This is a genomic window from Halomonas sp. KO116 (assembly GCF_000734975.2).
Classification (GTDB): Bacteria; Pseudomonadota; Gammaproteobacteria; order Pseudomonadales; family Halomonadaceae; genus Vreelandella; species Vreelandella glaciei.
In genome coordinates, this window is sequence record NZ_CP011052.1 from 3,014,100 (window position 1) to 3,039,639 (window position 25,540).

Annotated in this window: 28 protein-coding genes and 4 tRNA genes; 11 read left to right on the forward strand and 21 right to left on the reverse strand. The window is 53.6% G+C overall.

Annotation, left to right across the window (positions count from 1 at the left end; genetic code table 11):
• The 10 genes from KO116_RS26320 to KO116_RS13980 all read right to left on the reverse strand — a co-directional run bounded on the left by KO116_RS26320 (position 1) and on the right by KO116_RS13980 (position 9,457).
• On the reverse strand, positions 1–306 hold the full coding sequence (locus KO116_RS26320) for a hypothetical protein (protein WP_442905758.1): 306 nt from the start codon (positions 304–306) through the stop codon (positions 1–3).
• A 7-nt stretch (positions 307–313) separates the two neighbouring features.
• Positions 314–730 carry a hypothetical protein gene (locus KO116_RS26325; RefSeq protein WP_442905759.1) on the reverse strand — a complete coding sequence of 139 codons (417 nt, stop codon included), beginning with the start codon at positions 728–730 and terminating at the stop codon, positions 314–316.
• Positions 731–754: 24 nt separating this feature from the next.
• A complete protein-coding gene (gene uxuA, locus KO116_RS13945; RefSeq protein WP_035566585.1) occupies positions 755–1,933 on the reverse strand; it encodes a mannonate dehydratase in 1,179 nt (392 codons plus the stop codon).
• 15 nt (positions 1,934–1,948) lie between these two features.
• Positions 1,949–3,421: a mannitol dehydrogenase family protein gene (locus tag KO116_RS13950; RefSeq protein WP_035566587.1), complete on the reverse strand. Its 1,473-nt coding sequence runs from the start codon at positions 3,419–3,421 to the stop codon at positions 1,949–1,951.
• 3 nt (positions 3,422–3,424) lie between these two features.
• A complete protein-coding gene (locus KO116_RS13955) occupies positions 3,425–4,705 on the reverse strand; it encodes a TRAP transporter large permease (protein ID WP_035566589.1) in 1,281 nt (426 codons plus the stop codon).
• Between the two features lie 2 nt (positions 4,706–4,707).
• Positions 4,708–5,286, reverse strand: a complete 579-nt coding sequence (locus KO116_RS13960; protein WP_035566590.1) for a TRAP transporter small permease — start codon at positions 5,284–5,286, stop codon at positions 4,708–4,710.
• A gap of 102 nt (positions 5,287–5,388) precedes the next feature.
• Positions 5,389–6,357, reverse strand: coding sequence for a TRAP transporter substrate-binding protein (locus KO116_RS13965; protein ID WP_035566592.1), 969 nt, complete (start codon positions 6,355–6,357; stop codon positions 5,389–5,391).
• A gap of 100 nt (positions 6,358–6,457) precedes the next feature.
• Positions 6,458–7,480, reverse strand: a complete 1,023-nt coding sequence (locus KO116_RS13970) for a Zn-dependent oxidoreductase (protein WP_035566594.1) — start codon at positions 7,478–7,480, stop codon at positions 6,458–6,460.
• 13 nt (positions 7,481–7,493) lie between these two features.
• Positions 7,494–8,705, reverse strand: coding sequence for a D-mannonate dehydratase ManD (gene manD, locus KO116_RS13975; protein WP_035566596.1), 1,212 nt, complete (start codon positions 8,703–8,705; stop codon positions 7,494–7,496).
• Positions 8,702–9,457: a GntR family transcriptional regulator gene (locus KO116_RS13980; RefSeq protein ID WP_035566598.1), complete on the reverse strand. Its 756-nt coding sequence runs from the start codon at positions 9,455–9,457 to the stop codon at positions 8,702–8,704. Before KO116_RS13980 ends, manD begins: the two co-directional genes overlap by 4 nt.
• Positions 9,458–9,752: 295 nt before the next feature.
• On the opposite strand from KO116_RS13980, the gene KO116_RS25820 reads away from it, so the two are divergent.
• Both KO116_RS25820 and KO116_RS25485 read left to right on the forward strand, forming a co-directional pair.
• On the forward strand, positions 9,753–10,205 hold the full coding sequence (locus KO116_RS25820; RefSeq protein WP_235272392.1) for a DUF1264 domain-containing protein: 453 nt from the start codon (positions 9,753–9,755) through the stop codon (positions 10,203–10,205).
• A 916-nt stretch (positions 10,206–11,121) separates the two neighbouring features.
• A complete protein-coding gene (locus KO116_RS25485) occupies positions 11,122–11,277 on the forward strand; it encodes a hypothetical protein (protein WP_179915420.1) in 156 nt (51 codons plus the stop codon).
• An 11-nt stretch (positions 11,278–11,288) separates the two neighbouring features.
• On the opposite strand, the gene KO116_RS13990 is transcribed toward KO116_RS25485, so the two are convergent.
• The 8 genes from KO116_RS13990 to grxD all read right to left on the reverse strand — a co-directional run bounded on the left by KO116_RS13990 (position 11,289) and on the right by grxD (position 17,302).
• Complete coding sequence (locus KO116_RS13990) at positions 11,289–11,744, reverse strand: YcgN family cysteine cluster protein (RefSeq protein WP_035566600.1); 456 nt, start codon at positions 11,742–11,744, stop codon at positions 11,289–11,291.
• A gap of 34 nt (positions 11,745–11,778) precedes the next feature.
• The gene (locus tag KO116_RS13995; protein ID WP_035566602.1) at positions 11,779–12,354 is read right to left on the reverse strand and encodes an acyl carrier protein phosphodiesterase; all 576 of its coding nucleotides are present in this window, start codon (positions 12,352–12,354) and stop codon (positions 11,779–11,781) included.
• Between the two features lie 12 nt (positions 12,355–12,366).
• Positions 12,367–12,681, reverse strand: a complete 315-nt coding sequence (locus KO116_RS14000; protein ID WP_035566605.1) for a YcgL domain-containing protein — start codon at positions 12,679–12,681, stop codon at positions 12,367–12,369.
• A complete protein-coding gene (rnd, locus tag KO116_RS14005; protein ID WP_035566607.1) occupies positions 12,681–13,814 on the reverse strand; it encodes a ribonuclease D in 1,134 nt (377 codons plus the stop codon). Before rnd ends, KO116_RS14000 begins: the two co-directional genes overlap by 1 nt.
• A gap of 46 nt (positions 13,815–13,860) precedes the next feature.
• On the reverse strand, positions 13,861–14,466 hold the full coding sequence (gene recR, locus KO116_RS14010) for a recombination mediator RecR (RefSeq protein ID WP_008959529.1): 606 nt from the start codon (positions 14,464–14,466) through the stop codon (positions 13,861–13,863).
• A gap of 3 nt (positions 14,467–14,469) precedes the next feature.
• Complete coding sequence (locus KO116_RS14015; protein ID WP_035566609.1) at positions 14,470–14,796, reverse strand: YbaB/EbfC family nucleoid-associated protein; 327 nt, start codon at positions 14,794–14,796, stop codon at positions 14,470–14,472.
• A gap of 59 nt (positions 14,797–14,855) precedes the next feature.
• On the reverse strand, positions 14,856–16,811 hold the full coding sequence (dnaX, locus tag KO116_RS14020) for a DNA polymerase III subunit gamma/tau (RefSeq protein WP_035566610.1): 1,956 nt from the start codon (positions 16,809–16,811) through the stop codon (positions 14,856–14,858).
• Positions 16,812–16,951: 140 nt separating this feature from the next.
• The gene (gene grxD / locus KO116_RS14025; RefSeq protein ID WP_035566613.1) at positions 16,952–17,302 is read right to left on the reverse strand and encodes a Grx4 family monothiol glutaredoxin; all 351 of its coding nucleotides are present in this window, start codon (positions 17,300–17,302) and stop codon (positions 16,952–16,954) included.
• Positions 17,303–17,562: 260 nt separating this feature from the next.
• On the opposite strand from grxD, the gene argF reads away from it, so the two are divergent.
• Positions 17,563–18,483 (forward strand): ornithine carbamoyltransferase, encoded by a 921-nt coding sequence (gene argF / locus KO116_RS14030; protein ID WP_035566615.1) that lies wholly within the window; start codon positions 17,563–17,565, stop codon positions 18,481–18,483.
• 56 nt (positions 18,484–18,539) lie between these two features.
• Here argF and KO116_RS14035 read toward each other — a convergent pair.
• Positions 18,540–18,615 (reverse strand) — tRNA-Ala (locus tag KO116_RS14035).
• A gap of 205 nt (positions 18,616–18,820) precedes the next feature.
• Between KO116_RS14035 and uvrY the strand changes: the two genes are divergently transcribed.
• From uvrY to nadB, 7 genes are all read left to right on the forward strand, one after another.
• Positions 18,821–19,471: a UvrY/SirA/GacA family response regulator transcription factor gene (gene uvrY, locus KO116_RS14040; protein ID WP_035566617.1), complete on the forward strand. Its 651-nt coding sequence runs from the start codon at positions 18,821–18,823 to the stop codon at positions 19,469–19,471.
• A gap of 40 nt (positions 19,472–19,511) precedes the next feature.
• Positions 19,512–21,326, forward strand: coding sequence for an excinuclease ABC subunit UvrC (gene uvrC / locus KO116_RS14045; RefSeq protein ID WP_035566619.1), 1,815 nt, complete (start codon positions 19,512–19,514; stop codon positions 21,324–21,326).
• A 96-nt stretch (positions 21,327–21,422) separates the two neighbouring features.
• A complete protein-coding gene (gene pgsA / locus KO116_RS14050; RefSeq protein WP_035566621.1) occupies positions 21,423–21,971 on the forward strand; it encodes a CDP-diacylglycerol--glycerol-3-phosphate 3-phosphatidyltransferase in 549 nt (182 codons plus the stop codon).
• A gap of 84 nt (positions 21,972–22,055) precedes the next feature.
• Positions 22,056–22,130: transfer RNA gene (locus KO116_RS14055), tRNA-Gly, on the forward strand.
• 87 nt (positions 22,131–22,217) lie between these two features.
• Positions 22,218–22,291: transfer RNA gene (locus tag KO116_RS14060), tRNA-Cys, on the forward strand.
• 58 nt (positions 22,292–22,349) lie between these two features.
• Positions 22,350–22,436: transfer RNA gene (locus KO116_RS14065), tRNA-Leu, on the forward strand.
• Between the two features lie 273 nt (positions 22,437–22,709).
• The gene (nadB, locus tag KO116_RS14070; RefSeq protein WP_035566623.1) at positions 22,710–24,317 is read left to right on the forward strand and encodes an L-aspartate oxidase; all 1,608 of its coding nucleotides are present in this window, start codon (positions 22,710–22,712) and stop codon (positions 24,315–24,317) included.
• Here nadB and KO116_RS25825 read toward each other — a convergent pair.
• Both KO116_RS25825 and KO116_RS14080 read right to left on the reverse strand, forming a co-directional pair.
• The gene (locus KO116_RS25825) at positions 24,314–24,742 is read right to left on the reverse strand and encodes a hypothetical protein (RefSeq protein WP_235272394.1); all 429 of its coding nucleotides are present in this window, start codon (positions 24,740–24,742) and stop codon (positions 24,314–24,316) included. The two genes, nadB and KO116_RS25825, sit on opposite strands and share 4 nt — an antisense overlap.
• A complete protein-coding gene (locus KO116_RS14080) occupies positions 24,702–24,995 on the reverse strand; it encodes an FAD assembly factor SdhE (protein ID WP_035566626.1) in 294 nt (97 codons plus the stop codon). The genes KO116_RS25825 and KO116_RS14080 overlap by 41 nt, the downstream gene beginning before the upstream one ends.
• A 206-nt stretch (positions 24,996–25,201) precedes the next feature.
• On the opposite strand from KO116_RS14080, the gene KO116_RS14085 reads away from it, so the two are divergent.
• A complete protein-coding gene (locus KO116_RS14085) occupies positions 25,202–25,498 on the forward strand; it encodes an integration host factor subunit beta (RefSeq protein ID WP_007113226.1) in 297 nt (98 codons plus the stop codon).
• Positions 25,499–25,540: the final 42 nt, after the last annotated feature.

Below are 25,540 nucleotides of genomic sequence, written 5' to 3' on the forward strand. Positions count from 1 at the left end.
TCAAACGTCAGGCATGGATGGGAGGCACCAAACACGCAACGAGTCACCGATCTGAACATCCTGGGCATCGTCAGGTAGCTGCACGAACGTGTGCTCATCCATAATTTTCGTCACTTCCCAACCAGTCACCGATAATGGCTGCGAGGGATCATCCCCATGGACAACGCCTTCATAGCCTTCTAAACCTGCCAAGTAGAGCGCGGGCTCATTATCGATGGCTTCGGCAAGCGAGAGAATTTGCTGCTGATTGCGGCAGCCACAGCGACCACCTGCTACGCCTACCTCAATAAGAACCGATAACGTCAAGCCCCGTTCAGTGAAGAATTTTCAAGCTGGCGTACGTTCTCATAGCTATCGACCACACAGTAAAACGTAGCCCCTGCTCAATCAGACTCGCGATGATGGCCATATTGGCCTGGCCCACCAATTGGTTCGCCATCAATATTCGGGTGATGCCATTGGCGAAGGCAGCACGACACTGGGGTGCAGTGGCAAGTGTGATACCCCACGCACCTGCCTGGAGCTGTCGATGGAAAAGCGCAGGCGTCATGGTGGTCTTGCCGTGGGGCGCCAATTGGGCCCCGTGGGCTTCTGCAAATCGCTGCATCCACATCAGGTTGTGCGCGAGAGGAGCCTCATGCACCACCGCTGCGGGCAGGCTGACACCGGACAATAAATTAGGGCCGAGTTCCACTCTGCCTTTATCTATCGCTAATTCATGTGAACGCATACGTCTCCTTTAGAACGTAGCCGCTTATCTGAGTGTTAACTGCCGCACCGCCAGCTCTACACCCCGTAGCTCAGCTAGACCGCGCATGCGCCCGTAAAGGGGATAACCCGGTGCCGTATTGCGCTGTTGATCATCAAGAAGCTGGTGGCCGTGATCAGGCCGTAGCGGCAACCGCGCCCCACCCTCTCTTTCTCGGCGGCGCTCTTCCTCCACCAAGGCATGTATCACCCCTACCATATCCACATCACCGACTAGGTGCGGCGCCTCATGGAAAGAGAGCGTATCCGCTTCGCGCTGGGTAGCGCGAAGATGGATAAAGTGAATATGCGGGGCAAAATGGCGGGCCATGGCCACCAAATCATTGTCTTGTCGAACGCCGTAAGAGCCAGTGCAAAGCGTCAAACCATTGGCGGGGCTGGGCACGCGATCAATAATCCACTGGGCATCCTCGCGAGTCGACACCACTCGAGGCAGGCCCAGTAGCGGCCGAGGCGGATCATCCGGGTGGATCGCCATACGAATACCTACCTCTTCTGCTACCGGAATAACGGCCTGCAGAAAGTAGCCTAGATTTTCCTGCAATTTAGCGGCGTCAATGTCCGCGTACTCTTCCAACACCGTGCGAAACTGCTCAAGGGTGTAGTGCTCTTCGGCCCCCGGCAGCCCCGCAATCAGCGTATTGACTAGTTTGTCACGGCCAGCGCTATCTAACCCCTCTAGGTGGCGGCGCGCTTGAGCCTTCTCTTCATCGCTGTACTCTTGCTCAGCCTCTGGTCGCTGAAGCAGATAAAGATCAAAGGCGGCAAACGCCACCTGATCAAAGCGCAGCGCCAAGGCGCCGTCGGGCAGCGCGTATATCAGGTCCGTACGCGTCCAATCAAGCACTGGCATAAAGTTATAGCAAACGGTGTCGATACCGCAGGCCGCCAGATTGCGCAGCGTCTGACAGTAGGTGCCAATCAACGCATCCCGTTCGGGAAAGCCTTTTTTGATCGACTCATGTACCGGTACGCTCTCCACCACCGACCATGTGAGGCCTGCCGCTTCGATCATCTGCCGACGCTCACGGATCGCCTCAACCGACCAAACCTGATCATTAGGCACCTCGTGCAGTGCCGTGACGATACCGGTGGCGCCTGTCTGGCGAATCTCTTCCAGCCGAATAGCATCATTAGGGCCAAACCAGCGCCAAGTATGCTCCATGGTCATCTCCTTTTATTAGTTGCGCTCAAGCGCCGCGAGCGCCCCATTCAATCCATCTTGGGTAAGCGTTTGATACGCCGTTAGTACGGCCTGTGCAAACGCCTTATACGCTGCCAATGCGTTAGGCACCACATCGTCCATGGCTAAATAGGCCGCTACCAGAGCGCTGGTATCGCTACCATGCGCCTGGTGTAGTTCTGCAAAGCGCTTGGCTAGCGGGTCATCGACGGTGTAGCGATTCCCCAATAAATCATCGCCTGCGGTGTAGCGAATCCAGGCCGCCATCCCCAGCGCCACACAAGGCGATGCTTGCCTCGTAGCGCTGCGCTTCAGCGCGCCAGAGAGCCAGCGCTGAGGGAGTTTTTGGCTGCCATCCATTGCGATTTGCTGCAGGCGATGGCGCAAGCTGTCATTGGCGAAGCGTGCCAGCAGCGAATCAGCATATGCGTCTAAATCGATTCCTTCGGGCATATCTAATGTCGGAGCCGCCTCTTCAAGCATATAGCGGCGTAATAAAGCGCGAAGCTTTGTATGATTGACGCCTTCAAAAACCGTTTCGATACCTGCAAGCGCGCCAAGATAGGCAAGCAAGGAGTGACTACCGTTGAGCATGCGCAGTTTCATGGTTTCAAACGGCGCCACATCCGCCACCATCTCAACACCCTCGGCTTCCCAGTCGGGCCGCCCCTGGGGGAAATTATCTTCGACCACCCACTGCGTGAACGCTTCACATACCACGGCGTTTGGATCGGTAATGTCCAGTGCCGCTAAACGCTCAAAGTCGTCGTCGGTCATCGCAGGGACGATGCGATCCACCATGCTGCAGGGAAACGACACTTCATTGGCAATCCAATTGGCCAATACTGGGTCTCGATGCTCGGCCAATTGCACCACCGCTTGGCGTGTTCGCTTTCCGTTATCCGGCATGTTGTCGCAAGAGAGCACGGTAAAGGGGGCGATGCCAGCCTCATGCCGCCTAGCTAACGCTTCCACCAGTAAGCCAGGCGCAGTGCGCGGCTGTTGGGGCGAGGCAATATCACCGATGATCATCGGGTCGTCGACTCTCAACTCACCGCTGGCGGGATTCAGAAAATAGCCCTTCTCGGTCACCGTTAAGGTAACGATACGGGTGTCTGCAGAAGCCATCCGGGCCAGCAGCGTCTCCCGATCGCGAGCCCAGCTTCCGGCACTGTCACAACCAGAGAATAGCGTCTCTTCAATCACACCTATTTCACGCAGCGTGATGCTGTCACTATCAGCGTACTCCGCTACATGATAGCGCTGCCCTGCCGCCCGTAAGCCGTCGACTAAACCAACACTAGAGCGTAAATTCGCGCTGCAGACGCCCCACTCACCATCGCCACTGCGTTGGCGATAACGCTCTAAATAGACCGCCTGGTGGGCACGATGGAAAGCGCCTAAACCAAGATGAACAATCCCGATATGGCCGCTTGTTGGCGTTGTTTCAATACGCTGAGGAGCCCTCATTAGTTACTCTCCCATCAGCAAGTTAGGTAACCAAAGCGAAATCGCGGGGACATAAGTCACCAACAGCAGCACCGCCAAGTTGCACAATAAAAATGGCACGATGGCTCTCGCTACTGTCAACATCGGCAGCTTGCCAATCCCTGCTACCACAAATAGACATACACCTACCGGCGGCGTTGTCAGCCCAATCATCAGGTTCAACACGGCGATCACCGCAAAGTGAACCGGATCGACACCCACGCCAGTGGCTACGCCCACCAAGGCTGGGAAAAGAATAATCAGCGCGGCAATGGTCTCCATAAACGCGCCGACAAATAGCAGGATTAGATTAAGTATAAGCAGAACAATGAGCGGGTTATCGCTAATCGAGAGAATAAGCGCGGCGATCATCTGGGGGATCTGTTCGCTGGTAAGGATCCAGCCGAACAGGTTGGCTAACCCCACCATCAGCAGCAGAGCCGAGGAGGTTAAAACGGTGTCTGACAAAATCGCTGGGAGCTTTTTCCAAGACAGCCCTTTATAGACATACATGCCAACCACCAAGGCATAGAGGCAAGCCACAATAGAGGCTTCGGTGGGGGTAAAGAAGCCGCCAATAATGCCGTAAAGGATAATCACGGTCATCAGCAGTGCCCAGAAGGCCGTTTTCGCTTCACGCAGCAACTGCAAAAAAGGGACCCGCTTCTCTTTGGGATAACCACGCCGAACGGCCAGGATATACACCGTGACCATCATGGCGAGCCCCATCAACAGGCCAGGAATCGCACCTGCCAGAAACATACGCCCGACCGAAATACCGCTAAGTGAGCCGGCAATAATCATCGGCACACTAGGCGGTATAATCGGCCCAACGGTTGACGAGGCAGCGGTAACGGCCGCGGCAAACGGTTTGTCATAACCCGAGCGCGCCATACCGGGAATCATCACCGAACCGATGCTGGCTGAATCAGCAACGGCCGTGCCGGAGATACCACCAAAGATCATCGAACCCGCCACGTTAGCCAAGCCAAGTCCGCCTCGGATGTGGCCTAACAAAGCATTGGCGAAACGTACAATATGCTCAGTGATATTGCCGACGTTCATTAAATTGCCGGCCAGCACAAAGCCGGGAATACACAGCAGTACAAAAGTGTCGATACCGGCGTACATCCGTTGCGGCACGATGGTTAATGAAATGCCTTCAAGCAGAAGATAAGAGAGCGAGGCTAACCCCAATGCAAACGCAATGGGCATACCCACCGTGAGCAGTATTAAAAAAACGCTAAACAGGATAATGACTTCCATGCTTACAACTCCTGGAGGGAGGCAGAGGAGCGACACATTGCGATAATTCCCTCAAGACACCCTAGTAAGCTGTAGACCAGAAGGAGCGCAAAGGTGACTACTGTAGAGAAAAAGATATACAGCATGGGAACATGCAGCGTTGGCGAGGTTTGCCAAGCGCCGTTTTGCGCATACTGCCAAGCGTAAGGCAGCACCAGAAAGGCAAACAGGCCAATCAGTGCGCAAATGAGCACTTGAAAAGCCGCCTGCATGCGCGCGCCCAACAGGTGATGAAAAAGCTCAACGCTGATGTTTCGGTGCTGGCGTAGAACAACACCAACAGATAGCGCCACCATATAAATAAACAGATAGCGCGAGAGCTCTTCAGTCCAGGCTATCGAAAACGGCAAAAATAACCGCGAACAAATTTGCAGCAGCACCGTGACAGCAATCGCAACCAGCGCCACGACGGCCAAGGTCAGAAAGCACGTATCTACCCAGCCAATCACGCGGCCTATCGGGCCTGCTAGCTTAGGTACCGCTGCCATTGGATCCAGACTCTCTAGCGCTTCCTGCTCGAGCGCTTTATGATCCGAGTTCATAACCGTATCCTCATGAGCAAGCCGCTATTGCAGCTGAGATTGGGCTAGCATTTCGCCAGCCCAATCTCATCCGCCATTCACTCAAAATTCGCTTCCAAGAACTTACAAGTCTTGGATAGCATCAAAGAGCTCACGCTGCTCATCTGTTAAAGCCTCAAGCACGGCGGGGCGAGCTTTGTCTGCGAACGCATCGACATCAACTTCCACAAATTCCATGCCACGCTCCTGTAATGCCTGCTCAAGACGCTCCTGGTCATCAACGAAAAGCTCGGCCTGATACGCTTGCATCGTTTGCGCAGCATCACGAACCACCTGCTGAAGCTCTGCAGGCATATTTTCCAGCTGGTTACGCCCAATCACGACATAGATCCAGCTGCGCACATGTCCAGTCATGTTGACGTAGTCCTGTACCTCATTAAAGCTGGCGCTTTCGATCAGACTAAGCGGGTTTTCTTGCCCTTCCAGGGTGTTTTGCTGGAGCGCAGTGAACACTTCACTAAATGCCATTGGGGTTGGACGCGCCCCCATTGCCTGCCATGTATCGACGAATAACGGCACGTTCGGGACGCGAAGTCGTAGACCATCCAGCTCATCAGGCGTACGGATGGGACGATTGGAAGTAAGTTCGCGAGGGCCGCGCTCAAACCACGCCAAGGGAACCAAGTTAGTTCGCTCGGTGATTTGCGCCTCGATCTCATCGCCAATGTCACCATTTACCGCCGCGTGGAGATGTTCGGAATCACGAAAAGCGTAAGGTACGGCCATCATCGCGGCTTTAGGCGCCCAATTCTGTAGGCTTTCACCGGTAATGGTCATATCCGCCGTGCCTAGCTGGATACTGTTGATCACATCCATCTCGTTACCCAGCTGCTCACTGGGGTAGAGGCGTACCTCAATCTGCCCGTCGGAGTTTGCTTCGACCTCTTCTTTAAATTTTTCGGCGGCCTGGTGCCAAATATTTTGCTCATTGGCTAAATGGCCAAAACGCAGGGTAAAGTCGGCCGCCATCAGGGAGTGGCTGCCGACTAAGGCAGCGCCAAGAACAGCGCTGGTGATAAGTTGCTTAATCATTGTATTTCTCCTGCATAAGAGTGTTGTTAATTGTGGACTGCAGTTGCTAATTAATAGCTGTTAATTGCGTGGGGGTTGGCGTGGGTTGGAGTAGCCTCCCTCAAGTACTGATTTTAATCAGCACCTTGCGGGCCTCTTCTGGTCGGTGATCAAGCATGTCGATGGCGCTGGGCATGTCGTTTAGCGGCAACCGATGGCTGACTAAGGCCAACGGATCCAACTGCCCACTTGCCATTAGCTTTAGCACCTCCGGAAACTGACGGTTGTTAAGTCGTGAACCTACCAAGGTCAGTTCTTTCTTAATCACCTCTAACTGCACTAGCTCGCTGGGCTGGGCGCTAAAACCCAGTAGACCAATGCGCCCTGCTGGCGACGCTAAACGCAGCATTTGCGGTAGCAGCGCGGGTACGCAGGCCGCATCGGCAATCAGTGGCACACCTTCGCCCTGGGTGAAGGTAAGCACCTCTTTTTCCACATCCTGCTCGCGACTATTCAATACCTGCGTTGCCCCAAGCTGTTTTGCAGCCGCTAATCGCTCATTAATAACGTCAGTGACGATAACCTCTTCGATACCCTTGGCCAGGGCCATCTGCAGGATCGTAAGACCAATAACACCGGCGCCCAGAATCATTAGTCGATCACCCGGGTGAGGCTGCATGCGATCAAGTACATTGGCAGCAATGGTGTAAGGCTCAACTAAGGCAGCAGCATCTAGTCCGATATGCTCGGGAAGGTGGTGTACGTTATCCGCGGGAACGACCACAAACTCTTCAAAACCGCCATTGCGATGCACGCCGATCACTTCAAGTGAACTACACACATTGGGGCGGCCAATGCGGCAGGGATAGCAGTTGCCGCAGCTAATAACCGGATCAATACACACACGAGCTCCGACGGCTACGTCCGTCACGCCCTCTCCTACCGCTTCCACTACCCCGGCGAACTCATGGCCGGTGATGCGCGGAAAACGCACAAAGGCGTTGTCGCCATGGATAATGTGCATATCCGAGCCGCAGATACCGGCAAATGCTACGCGTACCAGCGCTTCACCTGCGGCCGCTTTGGGCGGCTCAACTTCCACGACCTGGTAGTCATGGGGCGCCTTTACCTGAAATGCTTTCATTTAGATGAACTCCTTACCAGTGCCACAAGGTGCCGTCTTCTAACCGGTTCACCGGCAGGCTGGCGCGCTTATAGGGGTACTGCTTGGCTAACTGCTCATCGATATCCACACCATGCCCGGGCTTTTCACCAACGATGAAATGCCCATCCTCAAAGCGATAGTCGTGGGGGAAGACCTCATCAGTGGCGCTGGTATGCGGCATATACTCCTGGATACCGAAGTTGGGCACCCAGGTATCAAAGTGAATTGCCGCGCCCAGGCAAACCGGCGAAAGGTCTGTCGGACCATGGAAGCCAGTGCGCACATGATAAAGGCCCGCTAAATCAGCAATGCGGCGCATATGGGTAATGCCGCCAGCATGCGTCAGAGTGGCGCGAATATAGTCGATCCACTGATTTTCAATCAGCGCTTTGGCGTCATACAGACTGTTAAAAACTTCACCTACGGCAAGGGGCGTTGTGGTGTGCTGGCGGATAAGACCAAACGCTTCCTGGTTTTCTGCCGGGACGCAGTCTTCAAGCCAAAAGAGATGGTAGGGCTCCACTTCTTTACCTAAGCGAGCAGCCTCAATGGGCGTCAGGCGATGATGCACATCGTGTAGCACGTGCAAATCATCACCAAAGCGCTCACGCACGGCAGCAAATAGTTTAGGCACATGGTTTAAGTATTTACTGGTACTCCATACGTGCTCGGCAGGCAAATCAGCATCGGCAGGCTCATAAGGTTCGCCATCTTTTTTGGCAACGCCATAAATAGTGGCAATGCCTGGCACACCCGCCTGAACGCGCACCGCTTTATAGCCCTCATCTACATGTCGTGCGACCTCTTCTAAGCACGCATCAATATCACGCCCCGTTGCATGGCCATACACCATCACTCGGTCACGGCTCTTACCACCTAACAGTTGATAAAGTGGCATGCCCGCAAGCTTCGCTTTAATGTCCCAAAGGGCCATATCGACAGCAGCAATCGCACTCATCGTAACGGGACCGCGCCGCCAGTAGGCGCCACGGTAAAGGTAGTGCCAAATATCTTCGATGCGCTGTGGGTCACGGCCGATTAACATCGGGATAACGTGCTCCTCCAGGTAAGCCACAACGGCCATTTCTCGGCCATTGAGCGTTGCATCACCAATACCGTACTCGCCCTGATCGGTGACAATCTTTAACGTCACAAAATTTCGGCCCGGCGAGGTCACGATGGTATATGCCTGCTCGATTTTCATTGAGTCGCCTCCTGCTTCAGCGCTGAATTTTCTTGTTCTTCAAATGCTAGTTGCCCTTCAAACATGGCGGGGAAACGACGAACCAGATCGGGCATTGAGACTAAAATTTCACGCAAATGCAGTGACATCGCTTCTTCAGCTTGCTGAATATCTCGTGCCTCAATGGCAGCAACGATGCTGGCATGCTGTTGCACAAGCCGTTCCAGCGGAGTGCTATGGGGCACACTGAGGTAGCGTACCCGGTCAAGCTGAGCACGGACTTCTTCGATGACTTTCCAGGCAGCGTGCTGTTTTACCCCCAGTGAAAGCGTGCGATGGAACGCTTCATCAAGACGATAAAACCGATCGTTATCATTAGGTTCAATACAGCGATGCTGCCGCGCCAACAGATCGTGTAAATCTGTTAACACTGTAGGCTCAAGGCCTTGTTCGGCTGCCAGCCTTACAATGGCGACCTCAACCGCTTCACGTACAAAACGCGCCTCGAGCACCGCCTGTTGGGATATTTTGACCACATAAGTGCCGCGTTGAGGCTTCACTTCTACCAACCCCGCCTCGGAGAGCCTGATGAAAGCTTCTCGCACCGGCTGGCGACTAACCGAAAAAGTGTCAGCCATCTCTTTTTCTGATAACGCCTGCCCCGGCGCCAATACCATCTGGATAATTGATTGCCTCAGTACGTGAAATAGCCGTTGGCGAACCGATTCTCCCTCGTGCGTTTCCTGCCATAGCGTTTGTAGGGTCGTGTGCATAACACCTAAATCCGAATATGAAAGCCTATGAAGCATAGCGGCCAAAGCTGATATGACTAGTATGGTAGTTAAATTAAAATAAAAAAAGACTAAAATTATTAGCCTTTAGTCGCCCCCTGCTCTTCCAATTCATAAAAAATAATGATATCCCGTGGCCCCTCCCCTGCAATGCAGCAGACACGCGGCGGTTGGCGCCATTTATCAAAGGTCAAACATGGAACACTAAATTGAAAACCACCGATAACGGGCTAACATAAAAAAGAAATATGCTTATAGCCAAATAGTAGGTATTTTTATGCTCAACATTAATGGTTTTCATTACGGTACGTTTGTCGCATCGATCTTTACTCTGGCTGGTTGCACCGGCATGGGTGAAACGCACTCGACCACCGAGGTTTCTGGTAGAGCGGAGAGTGCAAAATCTCAGCTATTAGAAGCAGGAGCAAGCATGATGCAAACAGACGCTCCCCCATCGCGTCTTAATGTTTACCTCGTCGGTTTTCATCCGCTCAAAAAAGAGCCACTGCATCAGTTTGAGGCCCATCACTTCTGTGATCAGGTCAACGAAGACTTCTTGCAGTGCGCTCTTTACGACGGCAATACTGATGATGCGAAGCTAAACGGTATTGAATACATCATCTCTGAAAAACTCTTTGAGCAACTCCCCGAAGAAGAGAAACAATACTGGCATCCGCATAACGGTGAAATTCTTTCCGTCCAGCTGGTTGCCCCTAATTTACCAGTATGAGTATCTCTCGGGGCATTACAGACTAGCAGGATGATGGCTTCGGAACTTCTACTCTGTGGGCTTGCTCTTTTATCATACCAATATCCCTGCTATAAAATGTCAACAGCCCTTAGCCCCTTCAGTCGACTCCCAGGTTTCCAAAATTATAAAAAACAATAGTTTCTAAAACCTAATGAGACGACGATCCAAGTCAACCAAGAAGCCGACCACTATGCCAGTGCGACCTCGTACACGTAGTTACAGCAGCGCCGGTTAACAAGTCATATTTGTTCGGCTATGCAGCCAGCCGCGCCGGACGGGGCCCGTTGATCTGCGGGGTCCATACCTAGCGGTAAGTGCGTCGAGGCCCAGAAAGTGCAGTCCACAGGCGCGCTAGGTAAAACCTTACACTTTCTGGACAACCAGAGGTTACGCCTGACCCGGCTCCTGGACGATGAGCTGCCCCACTGGAGCAGAGTACGCTATCCGGCCATTCGTGGTGGGCGTAAACGTTGGCTGTTTTTTGGTTGCTGATCTTCTCAAGTGTCCTAACCTTCCCACTCTGCCTTCTGTCGTTATTAATAACTTGAATATAGTACGCACAGAGAGCCATTCGGTTAAAAATCATGCACAGGCCGTTGAGCATGATTCTGCTTTGAACGCCACCAGCCTTAGTGCAACCTCGCCTGAGCTAAAATTGACTGAAGGTATATGAATCAATAATACCGGCGCAGCGATTGATACACCTCAATGCGGTACCCAAGCGTATCGAACGTAGGTCGACTATTTATGAAAATATTTTCCACAAACTATTCACTCGTCCACGCTTCTGCGTCATACTACACCTTAGTCGCATACACTAACGTCTAATCTCGATCTATAAGCTCGTTTTATAAGCCCAATGCTTATGACAGCTCTTTAAGAGGCAATAGAAGCCATGAAATACCAAGATCACTTCCCGACAATTTGGGACGCTCCTCATAAAACTAGCGTTAAACCCGCTAACCAAGCACCAGCTAAAAAAGTACTTTCACCGGTTAAAGAAGCGTTTTTATCTATTTGGGATACTCCAAAACGCCAGCCCAGCGCTTAAAGCGTCAGGAATTACATCGGTAACACGGCAATGATGTGTGACTCCAGCTGCTGCTCAGGTACCTCATCTTGAGAAACAGCAAAACTACGCACACTGATCCCTTTACGGTGTACCCGTTCGGCGTCATTGCTTAACAGCGGATGCCAGCCCGCCAGCTTACGCCCCTCTGCCACTCGCCGGTAACCACAGCTTTGTGGTAACCAGGTGAATTCTTTTACTAAGGCAGGAGTAAGCTGGGTGCAGTCGGGAACCGTTTTAAAACGGTTCGCATAATCGCTGCACTGGCAGCTATGGATATCCAGCAGGCGGCAAGCCACGTTCAGCACTGCGAGTTCCTGGGTATCCTCGTCGTGCAACTTTAGCAGGCAGCACTGCCCACAGCCGTCGCATAGCGCTTCCCACTCCTGGGGCGTCAACTCTTCTAGGGTGTAGCGCTCCCAAAAACGCTCGCGCATCGCGGTTTCCATCGTTTCCTCCTTCACTACCACACAGAAACACGTCCTATGGTGGTGTATCAGTGTGGCTTAATTCTGCCAACAGCGCTGGCCATAAAGCTTGAAAGTCGTCCTCTAGCGCTTGGTAATCGTCGTGCAGCCAGGGCACCAGAGCGGCAAGCTGATTCGGGCCAGACAATCGCTGGCCGATTCCCGCAACAGCGCGGCAGGTAAACGCGAAATCAGCGTAGCCTCTTAACCAGTCGTGCGCGACAAGTGATGGCACCATATCCGCCAGCCGGTTCGGCGCAGAGCGCGCTAAGAGCAGTCGATAGCAGCGTTTTACAATTATTTCCTGGTCAGCCTGTCCCGCCGTATCCCGGGCTAGAAAATGGTCCCATACCATGTCGAGTGCAATGCCCGCATAGCGGCGGTGAGCAGGCGGGGCGCGTCGCCGCGCATTCACCACGTTCGGATGACTATCCACCCAGGCATCCACACGGCGGTGATGACGAATGCCTAGCGCCGTGGCCGCGGGCCAATCACTTAAGTTGCGCCCCTTAACCCCATCGGCAATTAAATTGCCGTAGAGAAAATCATCGCTACCCGCCCTGACGAGCCAAGCATGGGCAAGAAAGTTCATGTAAAACTGACGCTACTCATCTTCAGAACGCGCATTAGAATGCGAGGCCACATGGGCACGATGCACGTCGAGCAAATAGGCCTCTTTCGGCGGCGGCATTTGCAGGTAGAACCCTTTGTCTTTAATCCCTTCCACCACGTCTGCCGCATTAACCCGTGACAATTTTTTATCAGCGGTCAACAGCATGGTAAATACCGGTACAGGCTTGCCGAAGGTTTCAAGTAATTGCGTAGGGATGTCTGCAAACCCTTGACGTTTATCAACATACAAATACATTTCATCTTTACGCGAGCTTTTAAAAACCTCGCAAATCAGCTTGTCGCTCATTATGCTCGCTCCTCAAGGGCCTGGGCCAACGCGCCATTCAAACACTCGCCACGCCAACCGGTCGGCCAAGTGAGAGGTTCTCCTGCCAAGTCCTGCATCACCAGTGTTTCAATATCGCGGCGGCGCATGAGCATTTCCGGTGCCACACCCAAGTCATTAGCTTTAGCGGTTACCGCTCTCTTGAGTGCTTTAAAGCGTGATTTGAACGTCGGGTGCATGGGGTCTGGCCAACGCTTGGGCAGCGCCTCTTCATCACAGTGCTGGGCCTGTTTGACCATTGCCAGCAGTGCGTCGCCCACTTTTTTAATTAGCACCGGCTTAACACCTTCCACTTCAGCCAGCTCGAAGCGGTTGCTGGGCATCTTTTCAGCGATGGCGAACAGTAACTTATCGCTAATGAGCCAATTGCGCGGCAAATCGCGGCGGCGTGTTTCGCCTTCGCGCCACGTAGTCATCAGCCGATACGCTTCCATTTGACGGGGCAGTAAGCGCCATAATTGGCGTTGACGGGTATACCACTGTTGATCGTTATCAACGCTACGGCCGGCCTGCTCAATCAAGCTAGCGCACTCAGCATCCACCCAGTCGCGACGACCTAGCGTAGTGAGCTTTTCAGCCTGTAGCGTCCAGACTTTTAATAAATAGATAACATCCAGCGCGGCGTAATGGCACTGCGCAGGCGAAAGCGGGCGCACTAACCAGTTTGAGCGTGTTTCCTCTTTAGGCAGCGTTTCACCGACCCAAAATTCGACCAGTTTTTGATACCCCATTCCTGGATTTTCACCCAAAAAACCTTGTACTACCTGAGTATCAATTAAAGGTACCGGTAACACCCCTGCCCAGTGCTGAAAAACTTCCAGGTCCTCGCTACAGGAGTGGAGTAACTTAATCGCCTTGTTTTGCAGTAGAGCACGGAATTTATCAGTACACGGGACAGCCACCGGATCAATCAGATAAGCCTCTTCACCCGCGGTGAACTGAATCAACGCAGGCACTGGAAAGAACGTATTCTCTCGGAAAAACTCGGTATCCAGAGCAATCACAGAAGCATCGGCTACTTGATCGCACGCAGCATCAAGCGCCTCTGGAGTATCAAGCCATTGAAAAGAGGGAGTAAGAGAGGACAAAAGCATTCTTCCAAGTTGGCGCAAGCGCTGAAGCGCTTGCGTTTAGATAGGCTTATTCGCTGGCAAAAGGCAGGCGACCATTAAACGCGCGACTCAAGGTGCCGCCATCAACATACTCCAGCTCACCGCCCATCGGGACGCCATAGGCAAGCCGCGAGAGTTTGACGCCATATTCTGCTAACTGTGAGGCAATATAGTGAGCTGTCGCCTCCCCCTCGATAGTAGGGTTCGTCGCCAACACCACTTCTTCGACGAGCCCTTCGGCGACACGTGCTTCTAACAAATCCAAACCAATCGATTCTGGGCCAATGCCATCTAACGGCGAAAGGTGACCGTGCAGTACAAAGTAGCGGCCTTTAAAGCCTCCGGCCTCTTCAATCGCTAATTGATCGGCAGGTGACTCCACCACACACAGCAACGCATCATCGCGGCGTAGGCTTTCGCACAGCATGCAGATGTCGGCTTCAGTGAGCGTGCGGCAACGTTGACAATAGCCCACTTCTTCAATGGCTTGTTGAATAACTGCAGCGAGCCGCTGCCCCCCTGGGCGTTCACGCTCAAGCAGGTGCATCGCCATGCGTTGAGCCGTTTTAGGCCCAACGCCTGGCAGTACGCGAAAAGCATCCATCAACTGCTCAACGAGAGGAGAAAAACGCATTGCTTAGAACGGCATCTTAAAGCCGGGCGGAAGGCTCAAGCCAGCGGTCGCTTCTTCCATTTTCTGTTTAGAGCTAACTTCCAATTTACGCACCGCATCGTTGACTGCCGCGGCTAACAAATCTTCCAAAAGCTCTTTGTCTTCTTCCATAACGCTGGGGTCAATGGTCACGTTTGACACGTCGTGCCGACCATTCATCGTGACCTTGACCATACCGGCACCCGCCTCGCCCTGCACTTCGGCTTTGGCGACTTCTTCCTGGGCTTGCTGCATTTTTTCTTGCATCTCTTGGGCTTGTTTCATCAAGTTGCCCATTCCACCTTTAAGCATGGTCTAGTCTCCAACGTGGTTAAAAGATAGGTCGGTATTGCGATGATATGTGAGACAGCTTAGCGCATTTCATCGGCTGGCTTAACGCTGGATTCTATCAGCTTTGCCCCAAACGCCTGCTGTAATTTCTGTACATGGGGGTCGTGATTGAGTAGATCAACCGCCTGGGCATGGCGCTCTTGATTAAGCCGCTCTTCGCGCTGCCGGGGTGTTTCCAGGCTATTAGACAACTCAGCCACGTAAAACGCTATTCGCCGCGACATGCCCTGCTCTTTCAGCGCCCGCTCAATACGTGTTTGGTGCACCTCCGCCTGCATGGCCTCCTGGCTGGGGTCCAGGCGAAGGGTCAGCAGCGTGCCATCATCACTCTCCACTAGACAGTTGCCTGCCAGGTTACGCGTCAAACCACCCAGCCCGAGTGCATCAAAGCATTGCAACCATTTTGCGTTGTCCAGCCTACCAGTCGGGGCTACCGAAGCAGGTTCCTCCTGCGCAGGAGCAGGATCAGTTGCCAACTCAGGCGCTGGCGACGAAACCGGTTCCGGCGCTGCTGTTGATTCCGCGACAGGCACTGGCTCAACCATAGCCGCTGGCTCTGGGCCTTGCTGAGGCGCGCTAACCTCTAACGATGGTGTTTCATTCTCGACAACCCAAGGAGGGAGCTCTTGCAACGGCGCCCCCTCTTTAGCGGCAGGTGGGGTCTGGGGCTCGGCTTGGGGTTCTGACTGCGCTTCTGGCGTGGGCTGCTCTTCTGAAATGGACTGAACGTCAGGCGTTGTTGTCGTTTCTGGGGTGGGCGCCGGCGCTGATGAAACCGTGGCCGGCGCGGGAACGTGAGCATTCATTTCTGACGCTGCCTTACCTGTAGGCTCGCGGCGCAGGGGCAGCGGCGTACGTGGCGGTTTAGGCACGCCTTGAGGACGAAACGCCAGCATGCGCAGCAGCGTCATCTCCAAGGCGCTGCGCAGATCCGGCGCGTGCACCATATCCCCACGGCCCTGAATACCGATTTGGTAATAGAGCTGAATGTCCTCAGCGGTAAAGCGGCTCGCTAGCTGCAGGATAACATCGCGGTCACCGTGGCTGTTATCGACAGCGTCCGGCACCATTTGCGCCACCGCTAAGCGGTGCAGAAGGCTGGAAAGTTCATCCAGCACCGCAGCAAAGTCGGGGCCTTGTTCTGCCAACTCAGCCACTTCGGCCAGTAAGCGCTGCACATCCACATCGGCCAGGGCTTCTGCCAGGCCAAGAATATGACGATGATCCAAGGTGCCCAGCATGGCAGCCACATCCGCATGGCGAACCGCCCCCTGACCAAACGCGATAGCTTGGTCGGTCAGGCTCATGGCATCGCGCATTGAACCTTCGGCCGCTTTACCCAGCAGCCACAACGCGCTCTCATCAAATGCAACACCCTCTTCCCCTAGTACGTAAGTGAGATGCTCTACGACGCGCTCAGGCGGCATATGCTTGAGGGTAAATTGCAGGCAGCGCGAAAGCACCGTCGGCGGCAACTTTTGCGGATCGGTGGTCGCTAGTAGGAATTTAACGTGAGGAGGCGGCTCTTCCAGCGTTTTCAGCAGCGCATTAAAGCTGCTGGTGGAGAGCATGTGCACCTCATCAATCAGGTACACCTTGTAGCGCCCTTGGGTCGGCGCGTACTGAACGTTATCGAGTAGCTCGCGGGTATCTTCCACCTTGGTTCTAGAAGCTGCATCGACCTCAATCAGATCAACAAAGCGTCCTTCATCAATGGCTTGGCAGCTATCGCACTGCCCACAGGGGGTAGAGGTAATGCCCTCATCGCCGCGCCCGTTGGCCGTGCAATTCAAACATTTAGCGAGTATGCGCGCCAAGGTGGTTTTACCCACCCCACGGGTACCTGTAAAGAGATACGCATGATGCAAACGCCCCTGGTCAAGGGCATTTACCAAGGCGCGTTGAACATGGGTCTGACCAACGAGTTCGTGGAATGTGCGGGGTCGCCACTTGCGGGCCAGAACCTGATAGCTCATGAAGCTGTACTTCCTTCAGCGGGCTAACTTACCTCGCGCTGAAGACAGCGCAAGGTAAGTGCCACGGTGCATAACAATGTGTCATTCTAGCGGTTGCACCATAGCCCGCCAACCGCTTAGGGCGGAGTGCTCAACAACACTTAAGCGTTGTCACCACCCTCAGCAGCGCCAGCGCGCTCGGCAGCTGCTTTTACTAGTTTTTCCAGTTCGCCGTTCTGATGCATCTCAATCACGATGTCACAGCCACCCACTAGTTCGCCTTCCACCCATACTTGAGGGAATGTCGGCCAGTTAGCAATTTTGGGCAGTTCAGCGCGAATATCCGGATTATCCAGGATATTAACGAACGCAAAGCGCTCACCGCAGCTCATCAACGCTTGAACGGTCTGGGCGGAAAAGCCGCACTGGGGCAACTGGGGCGATCCTTTCATGTAAATCAGAATCGGGTTTTCGCTAATTTGACGCTGAATGTTTTCGGCAGTGGTGCTCATACTATTTCCTCGCTTATTGATGACCGATGCCCTCTCACTCATCTACTTGGCTTAACCCTCGAACCAGACCCTAGAACCTAGTTCTTGAACCTAGCCCTTGTACCAGCCCTGGTAATTAGTACTTGAGACTAGTGCTTAAGAATAGTACCTGAGTAGAGCGCTCAGCTTTAACATGTCATTGGCATTCTACGCATGCCGTTCGCGTTGCGCATCCCCTGCTGCATAGCTAGGATAGTGTTTTTGCGCGGAGAGAAGCTCTTATGGCGACACGCCATTTCCTGACGTTGTTGGATTTGACCCCGGATGAGCTGGATTATTTGATCCAGCGCGCCATTACCATCAAGACCAACCTTAAAGCCCAAGGCCCTGTTTATACACCCTTACCCAACCGCACCCTGGCGATGATCTTTGAAAAATCGTCAACACGTACGCGAGTTTCATTCGAAACGGGTATGGCACAGTTTGGTGGTCACGCGCTATTTCTCTCCCCTCGCGACACCCAACTAGGCCGCGGCGAGCCGATTGAAGATACCGCTCGCGTACTGTCGGAAATGGTCGATGCGGTAATGATCCGCACCTTTTCCCACGCAGGCCTGGAGACCTACGCCAACGCCAGCAGCGTGCCGGTTATTAACGCCCTGAGTGATGACTATCACCCCTGCCAGTTGCTCGCCGACATAATGACCTGGACCGAGCTACGCGGCAGCGTAAAGGGCCACACGGCAGTATGGATTGGTGATGGCAATAACATGTGCCACTCCTGGATCAATGCGGCCCGTCAGTTCGGTTTTCATTTGCGCATATGCTGCCCGAAAGGCTACGAGCCACGCGCCGACATCATGGCGGCCGCTGGTGACCAGATAACATTGCTGCATGACCCGCAGGCAGCGGTCAAAGATGCCGACCTGATCACCACCGATGTCTGGGCCTCCATGGGCCAGGAAGAAGAACAGGCCAAACGAGAGGCGGATTTCGCTGGTTTCCAGGTAACCGAAGCGATGCTTGATCAGGCGAATCAAGAGGTACTGTTCCTGCACTGCCTACCAGCACATCGCGGCGAAGAAATCAGCCAGACGCTGCTTGATGACCGCCGCGCCGTTGTTTGGCAGGAAGCCGGTAACCGTCTACATGCACAAAAAGCGCTGATCGAATTTTTGCTACTGGGCAAGGTTGCTGAGTAATCTTTACGGAAGACGAAAAAAGCCTCGTTTAATCAACGAGGCTTTTTCTATAATCTTGGTGGAGCCTAGCGGGATCGAACCGCTGACCTCAACACTGCCAGTGTTGCGCTCTCCCAGCTGAGCTAAGGCCCCACATGCTGCTCTTTTCGACAGCGAGGCGGATACTACGATGAACATTTACCTCGGTCAAGTTTTGAACCATCAGCGTTGTCTAATTCTCCTTTGTCGCCAGCTGTGGCACTCTACATGTAGTTAGCAAGATATGCAGTCAGCAATATAAAATAGTGTACAAGACCAACGCCTGAGCCCACGATGTTTCCATGCAGGAGCCTGTCCATTGATCAGTGTACTTATCGCCGATGATCATCATTTAGTAAGAACCAGCATTGCGCACCTGCTAAACGAAGAGTGTGACATGAAAATTGTGGGCGAGGTCGACGACGGTGAAAGTGCAGTGACACAGTGTCGCCATTTGAAGCCCGACATTGTGCTAATGGATATCCGCATGCCGGGCATCGGCGGGCTGGAAGCCACGCGCCGCATTCACCGCTCGATGAAGGACGTCAAGGTATTGATCCTGACCGCGCACATGGAAGACAGCGTACTGCGTCGCATGCTGGAAGCCGGTGCCTCAGGATTTTTAAGCAAAGGCGCGGACACAATAGAGATGACCGACGCCATACGCCAAGTATTTCATGGTAGGCGTTATGTCAGCCAGGAAATTGCGCAACGCTTAGCCCTTTCACACTTTACCAATGAGGATAATCCGTTTAGCCACCTCTCCCACCGTGAGCTACAGATTGCCCTAATGATTGTTAACTGCCAACGCGTGCAAGACATCTCAGATCGCCTGCACTTAAGCCCTAAAACAGTAAATACCTATCGCTATCGACTGTTTGATAAACTAAAGATTGCTACTGACGTTGAGCTCACTCATTTAGCGCTCCGCCACGGGTTAGTCGAGGGGTTTGACGTCGCCCAGATATAACTCAATTTCCTCTGCTGTTATCGGGTACCGACAGGCTGATATGACCTTTGATGCAAAACAGTTCTTAAGCTCGGTAAGTACCTCTCCTGGTGTTTATCGCATGCTTGATGAACAAAGCAACACGCTCTATGTGGGCAAAGCCAAGCGCTTAAAAGCGCGCCTTGCCAGCTATTTTCGTGGCCAGCTGAATACTAAAACCCAGGCCATGGTCGGACGTATCGCCGACGTCCAGGTCACCGTGACGCGAACTGAAACTGAAGCCCTGTTGCTCGAACAGACGCTAATCAAGCAATTGCGTCCGCCCTACAACATTTTGTTGCGCGATGATAAGTCCTACCCCTTTGTCTTTGTCACCGACCGCCACCCTTACCCGGCACTTGAGTATAAACGCGCTCGTCAACGTAGCGACGACGGTCGCTATTTAGGCCCTTACCCCAGCAGTGGTGCTGTACGAGAAAGCCTAGCGCTGATGCAAAAAATATTTCATATCCGAAACTGCGAAGACAGCGTGTTTGCGCACCGTTCGCGCCCCTGCTTGCAGTATCAAATTCAGCGCTGTAGTGCTCCTTGCGTCGACTATATTTCCGCCGAGGATTACCAGCGCGATGTTGAACATGCGGTGATGTGCTTGGAAGGCAAAAGTGAAAATGTCACCCAAGAATTGATGGAGGCAATGGAGAGGGCCAGCCAAGCGCTTAACTTTGAGGAAGCCGCTCGTCTTCGCGATCAAGTTCAGCAGCTACGCCAGCTTCAACAGCGTCAGTTTGTCGATACAGGCGGTGGTGATGCCGATATTTTCGCCCTGGCACAGCGACCCGGCGCGCTTGGCGTTTCTGTTCTCAGCGTTCGCGACGGACGCCTCCTGGGGGCACGACATCATACGCCAAAAAACGATCTGGATCTGCCACTAGAAACGCTGCTCACTGAAGTCGTCAGCCAATATTATTTTGGTCAACCGCATAACGTTCCTAGCGAAGTCATTACCAGCCACCCACTCGACGATAGTGAGCTGATTGCCGAAGCGTTGACGCAGCAGGCGGGTAAGCGCATCCGCGTCACCAGCCAAGTCCGCGGCCACCGCGCCCAGTGGCAACAGCTTGCGATTACCAACGCGGAACAGCAATTGGCGTCGCAGCTTGCCAATCAAACGCAGCTGACTCAGCGCTTTACCGCACTACAGAAAGCACTTGGCTTGGAAGAAACGCCTCAACGCCTAGAGTGTTTTGATATTAGTCACAGTCATGGGGAAGCGACGGTTGCTTCTTGCGTGGTGTTTGATCATCAAGGCCCACGTAAAAGCGACTACCGCCATTTCCGCATTGAAGGGGTGGCCGCAGGTGATGACTACGCCGCCATGCAGCAAGCGCTCACACGGCGCCTTAAGCGGGTGAAAAGTGGCGAAGCGGTGGCCCCCGACATATTGATCGTTGACGGTGGCAAAGGGCAGCTCAACATGGCACGTGAGGTGTTTAAAGCGCTTGAGATCACCAATATTATTCTCTTGGGCGTCGCCAAAGGCACCACGCGTAAAGCGGGGCTTGAAAGCCTGTTTTTGGAAACAGCAGACAATCCGCTTGATTTGGATCCGGCCTCACCAGCCCTGCATTTAATCCAACACATTCGCGATGAGTCACACCGTTTTGCCATTGCTGGCCACCGCGCCCAACGCGATAAAGCGAGACGCACCTCGACACTTCAGGATATTCCTGGCATCGGCCCCAAGCGCAGGCGTGAGCTGCTGCGCTTCTTTGGCGGTCTGCAGGGTGTACAAAAGGCTAGCCGCGATGAACTCGCCCGCGTTCCAGGTATTAATGCCTCGCTAGCTGAGTGCATTTACCGCGCGCTCAATGGATAAACCGCCTCTTGGCATAGATGCTATCGGCCAAGGGGGATAGAATAAGCGCCAGACACTTCGAATCCTCTGATTTTCCGGCAAGGATCGCACCCTGCGATGAATATACCCAACATACTGACACTGGCGAGAATCGCCTTTATTCCGCTGCTAGTGGTGCTGTTTTATCTGCCCTTCAGTTGGAGCATGCCTATAGCGGCTGGCCTATTTGCGTTAGCCTCCGTCACCGACTGGCTGGACGGCTATTTAGCGCGGCGCTGGAATCAGTCAACGCCATTTGGCGCTTTTCTAGATCCGGTGGCCGACAAACTTATGGTCGTCGTGGCCCTGGCGCTATTAATAGAGCGCTATGACACTCTGGTACTCACGCTCCCTGCACTGGTGATTATTGGTCGTGAAATTGTCATTTCGGCGCTGCGTGAATGGATGGCCGAAATGGGTAAGCGTGGCATGGTGGCCGTGTCTTGGGTAGGCAAATTGAAAACAACACTACAAATGGTGTCACTGCTAATCTTGCTGGCGCTTCCACCAGCGCACGAATTTGCGCTGTTAGGGATTATGGTGCTCTATGCCGCTGCTATTCTCACGTTATGGTCTATGATCCAGTACTTGAAAGCCGCCTGGCCACATCTTAGCCGCTCAATGTAAGCTGCTGATAAGTAAATAAGGAACACGCGCCAATTCATTGATTGACAAGCTGACGGTGATCCGTATAATTCGCCCTCGAGTCGAGCGGGAATAGCTCAGTGGTAGAGCATCGCCTTGCCAAGGCGAGGGTCGGGAGTTCAAATCTCCTTTCCCGCTCCAACTTGGATAGCGTGGTAAAGCATGAAAAGGTCGTGAGCTGGAACGTCAGCCCGGTCGGATCTCCTTTCCCGCTCCAACGACTCTTGAGGCTGGATGGCAGAGTGGTTATGCAGCGGACTGCAACTCCGTGTACGCCGGTTCGATTCCGACTCCAGCCTCCATCTTTGTGTAGTAGTGATGTTTTAAAGATCTCTTCTTAAAACAGCATTACGATGTTTTGCCCGGATGGCGAAATCGGTAGACGCAAGAGACTTAAAATCTCTCGGGGGCAACCCCGTGCCGGTTCAAGTCCGGCTCCGGGCACCATTACCTATTGCTTCTCTACCTCTCCAGCCTCATCCCCTTTAAACGCTTAACTTCCTAGATTAGTTATCTTTACGCTGCCCTTTGCTGTGCTCTTTTGCGTGCCCGAACATTGCGCATTGACAGCCCGCACACCACTCATTTCTTACCTCAAAACATCGCTAAACGCCAAGTGCCACGCTATGATGCCTGCCTTCTAACTTTTTTGCGCTCGGCGAAGCTAGCGACGTTTAGGGTTGGTAATATTTCGGTCAGTATCAAGGGGGAGCGGGCGCTATGAGCACGCCAACATCCGATGTACTTATCATTGGCGGCGGCGTCGCTGGGCTAACCCTTGCCTTGGAAGTGGCTGATCAGCGGTCAGTGACGCTGGTTCGTCCTGCGCAAGACGACCAAGGCGCCAGCCGATGGGCGCAAGGGGGCATTGCCGCCGTTCTTTCGCCCGACGACGACCTAGAAGCCCATATTAACGATACCCTGATAGCTGGCGACGGTCTCTGTGATGTCGAGGCAGTACGCTTTACTGTCACCCACGGTCCAGCGGCTATTCAGTGGTTAATTGATCAGGGCGTCCCCTTTACGCCAGAAACCGACCCTGCCGCACGCTATCCGTATCACCTCACCCGTGAAGGCGGCCATAACGCACGGCGAATTATCCACGCGGATGACGCCACCGGTCGTGCTGTAGTGGACACACTATTAGACAGCGTTGCCCAGCACCCCAACATCACCCAGCGCAACGATCTAACCGTGGTTGGCTTGCTACAGGATGTCCACGGTACCTGCCACGGCGCCTATGGCAACGATACTAACCAACAGTGGCACTCCCTTACTGCGCGCCATACCGTATTGGCCACTGGCGGCGCAAGCGGCCTTTACCGTCACACCACCACGCCTGCCCCTAGCAGCGGCGAAGGCATGATGATGGCCGCAGAGCTGGGTGCTCGGTTAATGAATCTAGAGTTTCAACAGTTTCACCCCACCTGCCTATTTGACCCTGAAGGCCCGGCGTTTTTGATCAGTGAGGCGGTTCGTGGTGAAGGCGGACATTTGCTCAATGAGGCGGGAGAGCGTTTTATGCTGGCGCTAGATAAGCGCGCCGAGCTAGCCCCGAGAGATGTCGTCGCCCGCGCCATTGATGCTGAAATACAGCGCAGCTCTCTGGGCCACGTATGGTTGGATATTCGTCATTTAGGTGAAAAGGCAATTCACCATCACTTCCCCACTATTCAGGCGCACTGCGCCTCCCGGGGTATTGATATCACTCAGCAGGCTATTCCCGTAGTGCCTGCCGCCCACTATAGCTGCGGCGGTGTCGCCACCAACCTGCAAGGCGCCACCAACGTTGCCAACCTATATGCCATTGGCGAAACGGCCTGCACGGGCCTGCATGGCGCCAACCGTATGGCCAGCAACTCGCTATTAGAGTGTTTGGTATTTGCCCGCAGCTGTGCACAGGCGCTGTTAGCCGATGCGGAACAAAACGGCCTAACGACCAGCAGTAGCGAATTTCAGCCTCCGACCCCAGCTGCAGCCGCCACCTTCCCTAAAGCAGTACTTAGCGATATACGCCAACAGATGCGCACCACTATGAGTCAGCATGTCTCCATTGTGCGCAGCACCACCGGGCTAAGCACTGCTCTGGAGCACTTGAAGACACTGCTAAATAGCGTGGAAGAGATTCAGGGCGCTCTAAAAGCCCCGGAAGGGAAGCGCTTACACCAGACCTTACAGTTAGCACTATTGACAGTTATCGCCGCTCAGCAGCGCCATGAGTCACGCGGGCTACATTACTCCACCGACTGGCCCCACCAACGACCTCAAGCCATTGCCTCTGCGCTATCGATAAACGATTTAACAGACGCGTTAGAAAAAAACCGTTAGTGGCCCGGACGATGGAACAACTGCCTTACTTCACGCAGACTTTCTTGGGGCGCACTATCAGGGCAGAGCCAAACCCGCTGCTTACCCACATAAAGCCCTACTAACCAGGGCCCTAAATAATCACAGCGCACCTGATGTGCTTCGCCAAGCACTTCGCCTTGCATGAGTGCGGCCTCTGTTGACTGTGGTTCGCGCAACCAACGGCCTTGAACTTGTGACGCCGTCGAGGTCAGCGAGAGCACGCCTTTGGGTTGATGAAGATAGCCGCGCCAAACAACGCCACCGCCTAACACAACTATCGCAACAGTTGCGGGTGTCCCCACGACCCAATAGCTTAGCGCCACTACCCCGACAAACAACCCACATTGGGCTAGCAGCCAAAATCTAGAGGGTACGATAGGCAGAATTATCGGTGGTTTCAGCATGCTCAACAATCATTTGTACGATACGCCGTTGGCTGGGCTCTTCAGGCCACTCACGATGCATCAGCCAGACAAACAGATCCTGGTCTTCACCTTCGATTAACTGCTGGTAAGCCAGTTGATCTGCTTCACTAATTTGATCAAAACGCTGCTCAAGAAACGGAATTAGCAGTAGATCAAGCTCCCACATACCGCGCCGGGAGTGCCAGTAAAGCCGCTTACGCAAAATGGCTGCAGGGGAATTGTCATCGTTCAACGTCAGCCGCTCCAATTACAAAAATGAAAGGCCAGTATACCTAAGCTACAGGGTCGCGCCAGCGCGCACCTTCGCCTATGCTGTTAATGAGTCTAGAACCTTGTTTTATCTGAATTGTTTTATGTTGAATTGAGCAGTATGCTGAATTCGATATTAGTGAGGTCGAAAGCGCGTTACGGCCTTCAATGTTCGCAGGGAGCTAACCGATGACTAAATCTGAATTAATCGAACAAATTGCGATGCGTCAGCCGGAGTTGTCCGCCAAAGATGTTGAAACGGCGGTGCGTATTATCCTGGACGATATGACGGATTCTCTTTCTAGCGGTGGTCGCGTTGAGATCCGTGGATTCGGCAGTTTTTCACTGCACTACCGGGAGCCGCGGGTAGGGCGCAATCCAAAAACAGGCGATGCAGTTGATCTGGAAGGCAAGTATGTGCCGCACTTCAAGCCTGGCAAGGAGCTACGCGAGCAGGTAGACGCTAGTCGCGCACTCGGCTATTAAGGGCGGCTATTGCGTTATCCGACCTTCTGCAGGATGACGTCG

What these genes read in the sequence shown, in the direction of transcription:
- KO116_RS26325 (WP_442905759.1), bottom strand. Translation starts at nt 730, where the DNA reads ATGCGTTCACATGAATTAGCGATAGATAAAGGCAGAGTGGAACTCGGC.
- uxuA (WP_035566585.1), bottom strand. Translation starts at nt 1,933, where the DNA reads ATGGAGCATACTTGGCGCTGGTTTGGCCCTAATGATGCTATTCGGCTG.
- KO116_RS13950 (WP_035566587.1), bottom strand. Translation starts at nt 3,421, where the DNA reads ATGAGGGCTCCTCAGCGTATTGAAACAACGCCAACAAGCGGCCATATC.
- KO116_RS13955 (WP_035566589.1), bottom strand. Translation starts at nt 4,705, where the DNA reads ATGGAAGTCATTATCCTGTTTAGCGTTTTTTTAATACTGCTCACGGTG.
- KO116_RS13960 (WP_035566590.1), bottom strand. Translation starts at nt 5,286, where the DNA reads ATGAACTCGGATCATAAAGCGCTCGAGCAGGAAGCGCTAGAGAGTCTG.
- KO116_RS13965 (WP_035566592.1), bottom strand. Translation starts at nt 6,357, where the DNA reads ATGATTAAGCAACTTATCACCAGCGCTGTTCTTGGCGCTGCCTTAGTC.
- KO116_RS13970 (WP_035566594.1), bottom strand. Translation starts at nt 7,480, where the DNA reads ATGAAAGCATTTCAGGTAAAGGCGCCCCATGACTACCAGGTCGTGGAA.
- manD (WP_035566596.1), bottom strand. Translation starts at nt 8,705, where the DNA reads ATGAAAATCGAGCAGGCATATACCATCGTGACCTCGCCGGGCCGAAAT.
- KO116_RS13980 (WP_035566598.1), bottom strand. Translation starts at nt 9,457, where the DNA reads ATGCACACGACCCTACAAACGCTATGGCAGGAAACGCACGAGGGAGAA.
- KO116_RS25820 (WP_235272392.1), top strand. Translation starts at nt 9,753, where the DNA reads ATGCTCAACATTAATGGTTTTCATTACGGTACGTTTGTCGCATCGATC.
- KO116_RS25485 (WP_179915420.1), top strand. Translation starts at nt 11,122, where the DNA reads ATGAAATACCAAGATCACTTCCCGACAATTTGGGACGCTCCTCATAAA.
- KO116_RS13990 (WP_035566600.1), bottom strand. Translation starts at nt 11,744, where the DNA reads ATGGAAACCGCGATGCGCGAGCGTTTTTGGGAGCGCTACACCCTAGAA.
- KO116_RS13995 (WP_035566602.1), bottom strand. Translation starts at nt 12,354, where the DNA reads ATGAACTTTCTTGCCCATGCTTGGCTCGTCAGGGCGGGTAGCGATGAT.
- KO116_RS14000 (WP_035566605.1), bottom strand. Translation starts at nt 12,681, where the DNA reads ATGAGCGACAAGCTGATTTGCGAGGTTTTTAAAAGCTCGCGTAAAGAT.
- rnd (WP_035566607.1), bottom strand. Translation starts at nt 13,814, where the DNA reads ATGCTTTTGTCCTCTCTTACTCCCTCTTTTCAATGGCTTGATACTCCA.
- recR (WP_008959529.1), bottom strand. Translation starts at nt 14,466, where the DNA reads ATGCGTTTTTCTCCTCTCGTTGAGCAGTTGATGGATGCTTTTCGCGTA.
- KO116_RS14015 (WP_035566609.1), bottom strand. Translation starts at nt 14,796, where the DNA reads ATGCTTAAAGGTGGAATGGGCAACTTGATGAAACAAGCCCAAGAGATG.
- dnaX (WP_035566610.1), bottom strand. Translation starts at nt 16,811, where the DNA reads ATGAGCTATCAGGTTCTGGCCCGCAAGTGGCGACCCCGCACATTCCAC.
- grxD (WP_035566613.1), bottom strand. Translation starts at nt 17,302, where the DNA reads ATGAGCACCACTGCCGAAAACATTCAGCGTCAAATTAGCGAAAACCCG.
- argF (WP_035566615.1), top strand. Translation starts at nt 17,563, where the DNA reads ATGGCGACACGCCATTTCCTGACGTTGTTGGATTTGACCCCGGATGAG.
- uvrC (WP_035566619.1), top strand. Translation starts at nt 19,512, where the DNA reads ATGACCTTTGATGCAAAACAGTTCTTAAGCTCGGTAAGTACCTCTCCT.
- pgsA (WP_035566621.1), top strand. Translation starts at nt 21,423, where the DNA reads ATGAATATACCCAACATACTGACACTGGCGAGAATCGCCTTTATTCCG.
- nadB (WP_035566623.1), top strand. Translation starts at nt 22,710, where the DNA reads ATGAGCACGCCAACATCCGATGTACTTATCATTGGCGGCGGCGTCGCT.
- KO116_RS25825 (WP_235272394.1), bottom strand. Translation starts at nt 24,742, where the DNA reads ATGCTGAAACCACCGATAATTCTGCCTATCGTACCCTCTAGATTTTGG.
- KO116_RS14085 (WP_007113226.1), top strand. Translation starts at nt 25,202, where the DNA reads ATGACTAAATCTGAATTAATCGAACAAATTGCGATGCGTCAGCCGGAG.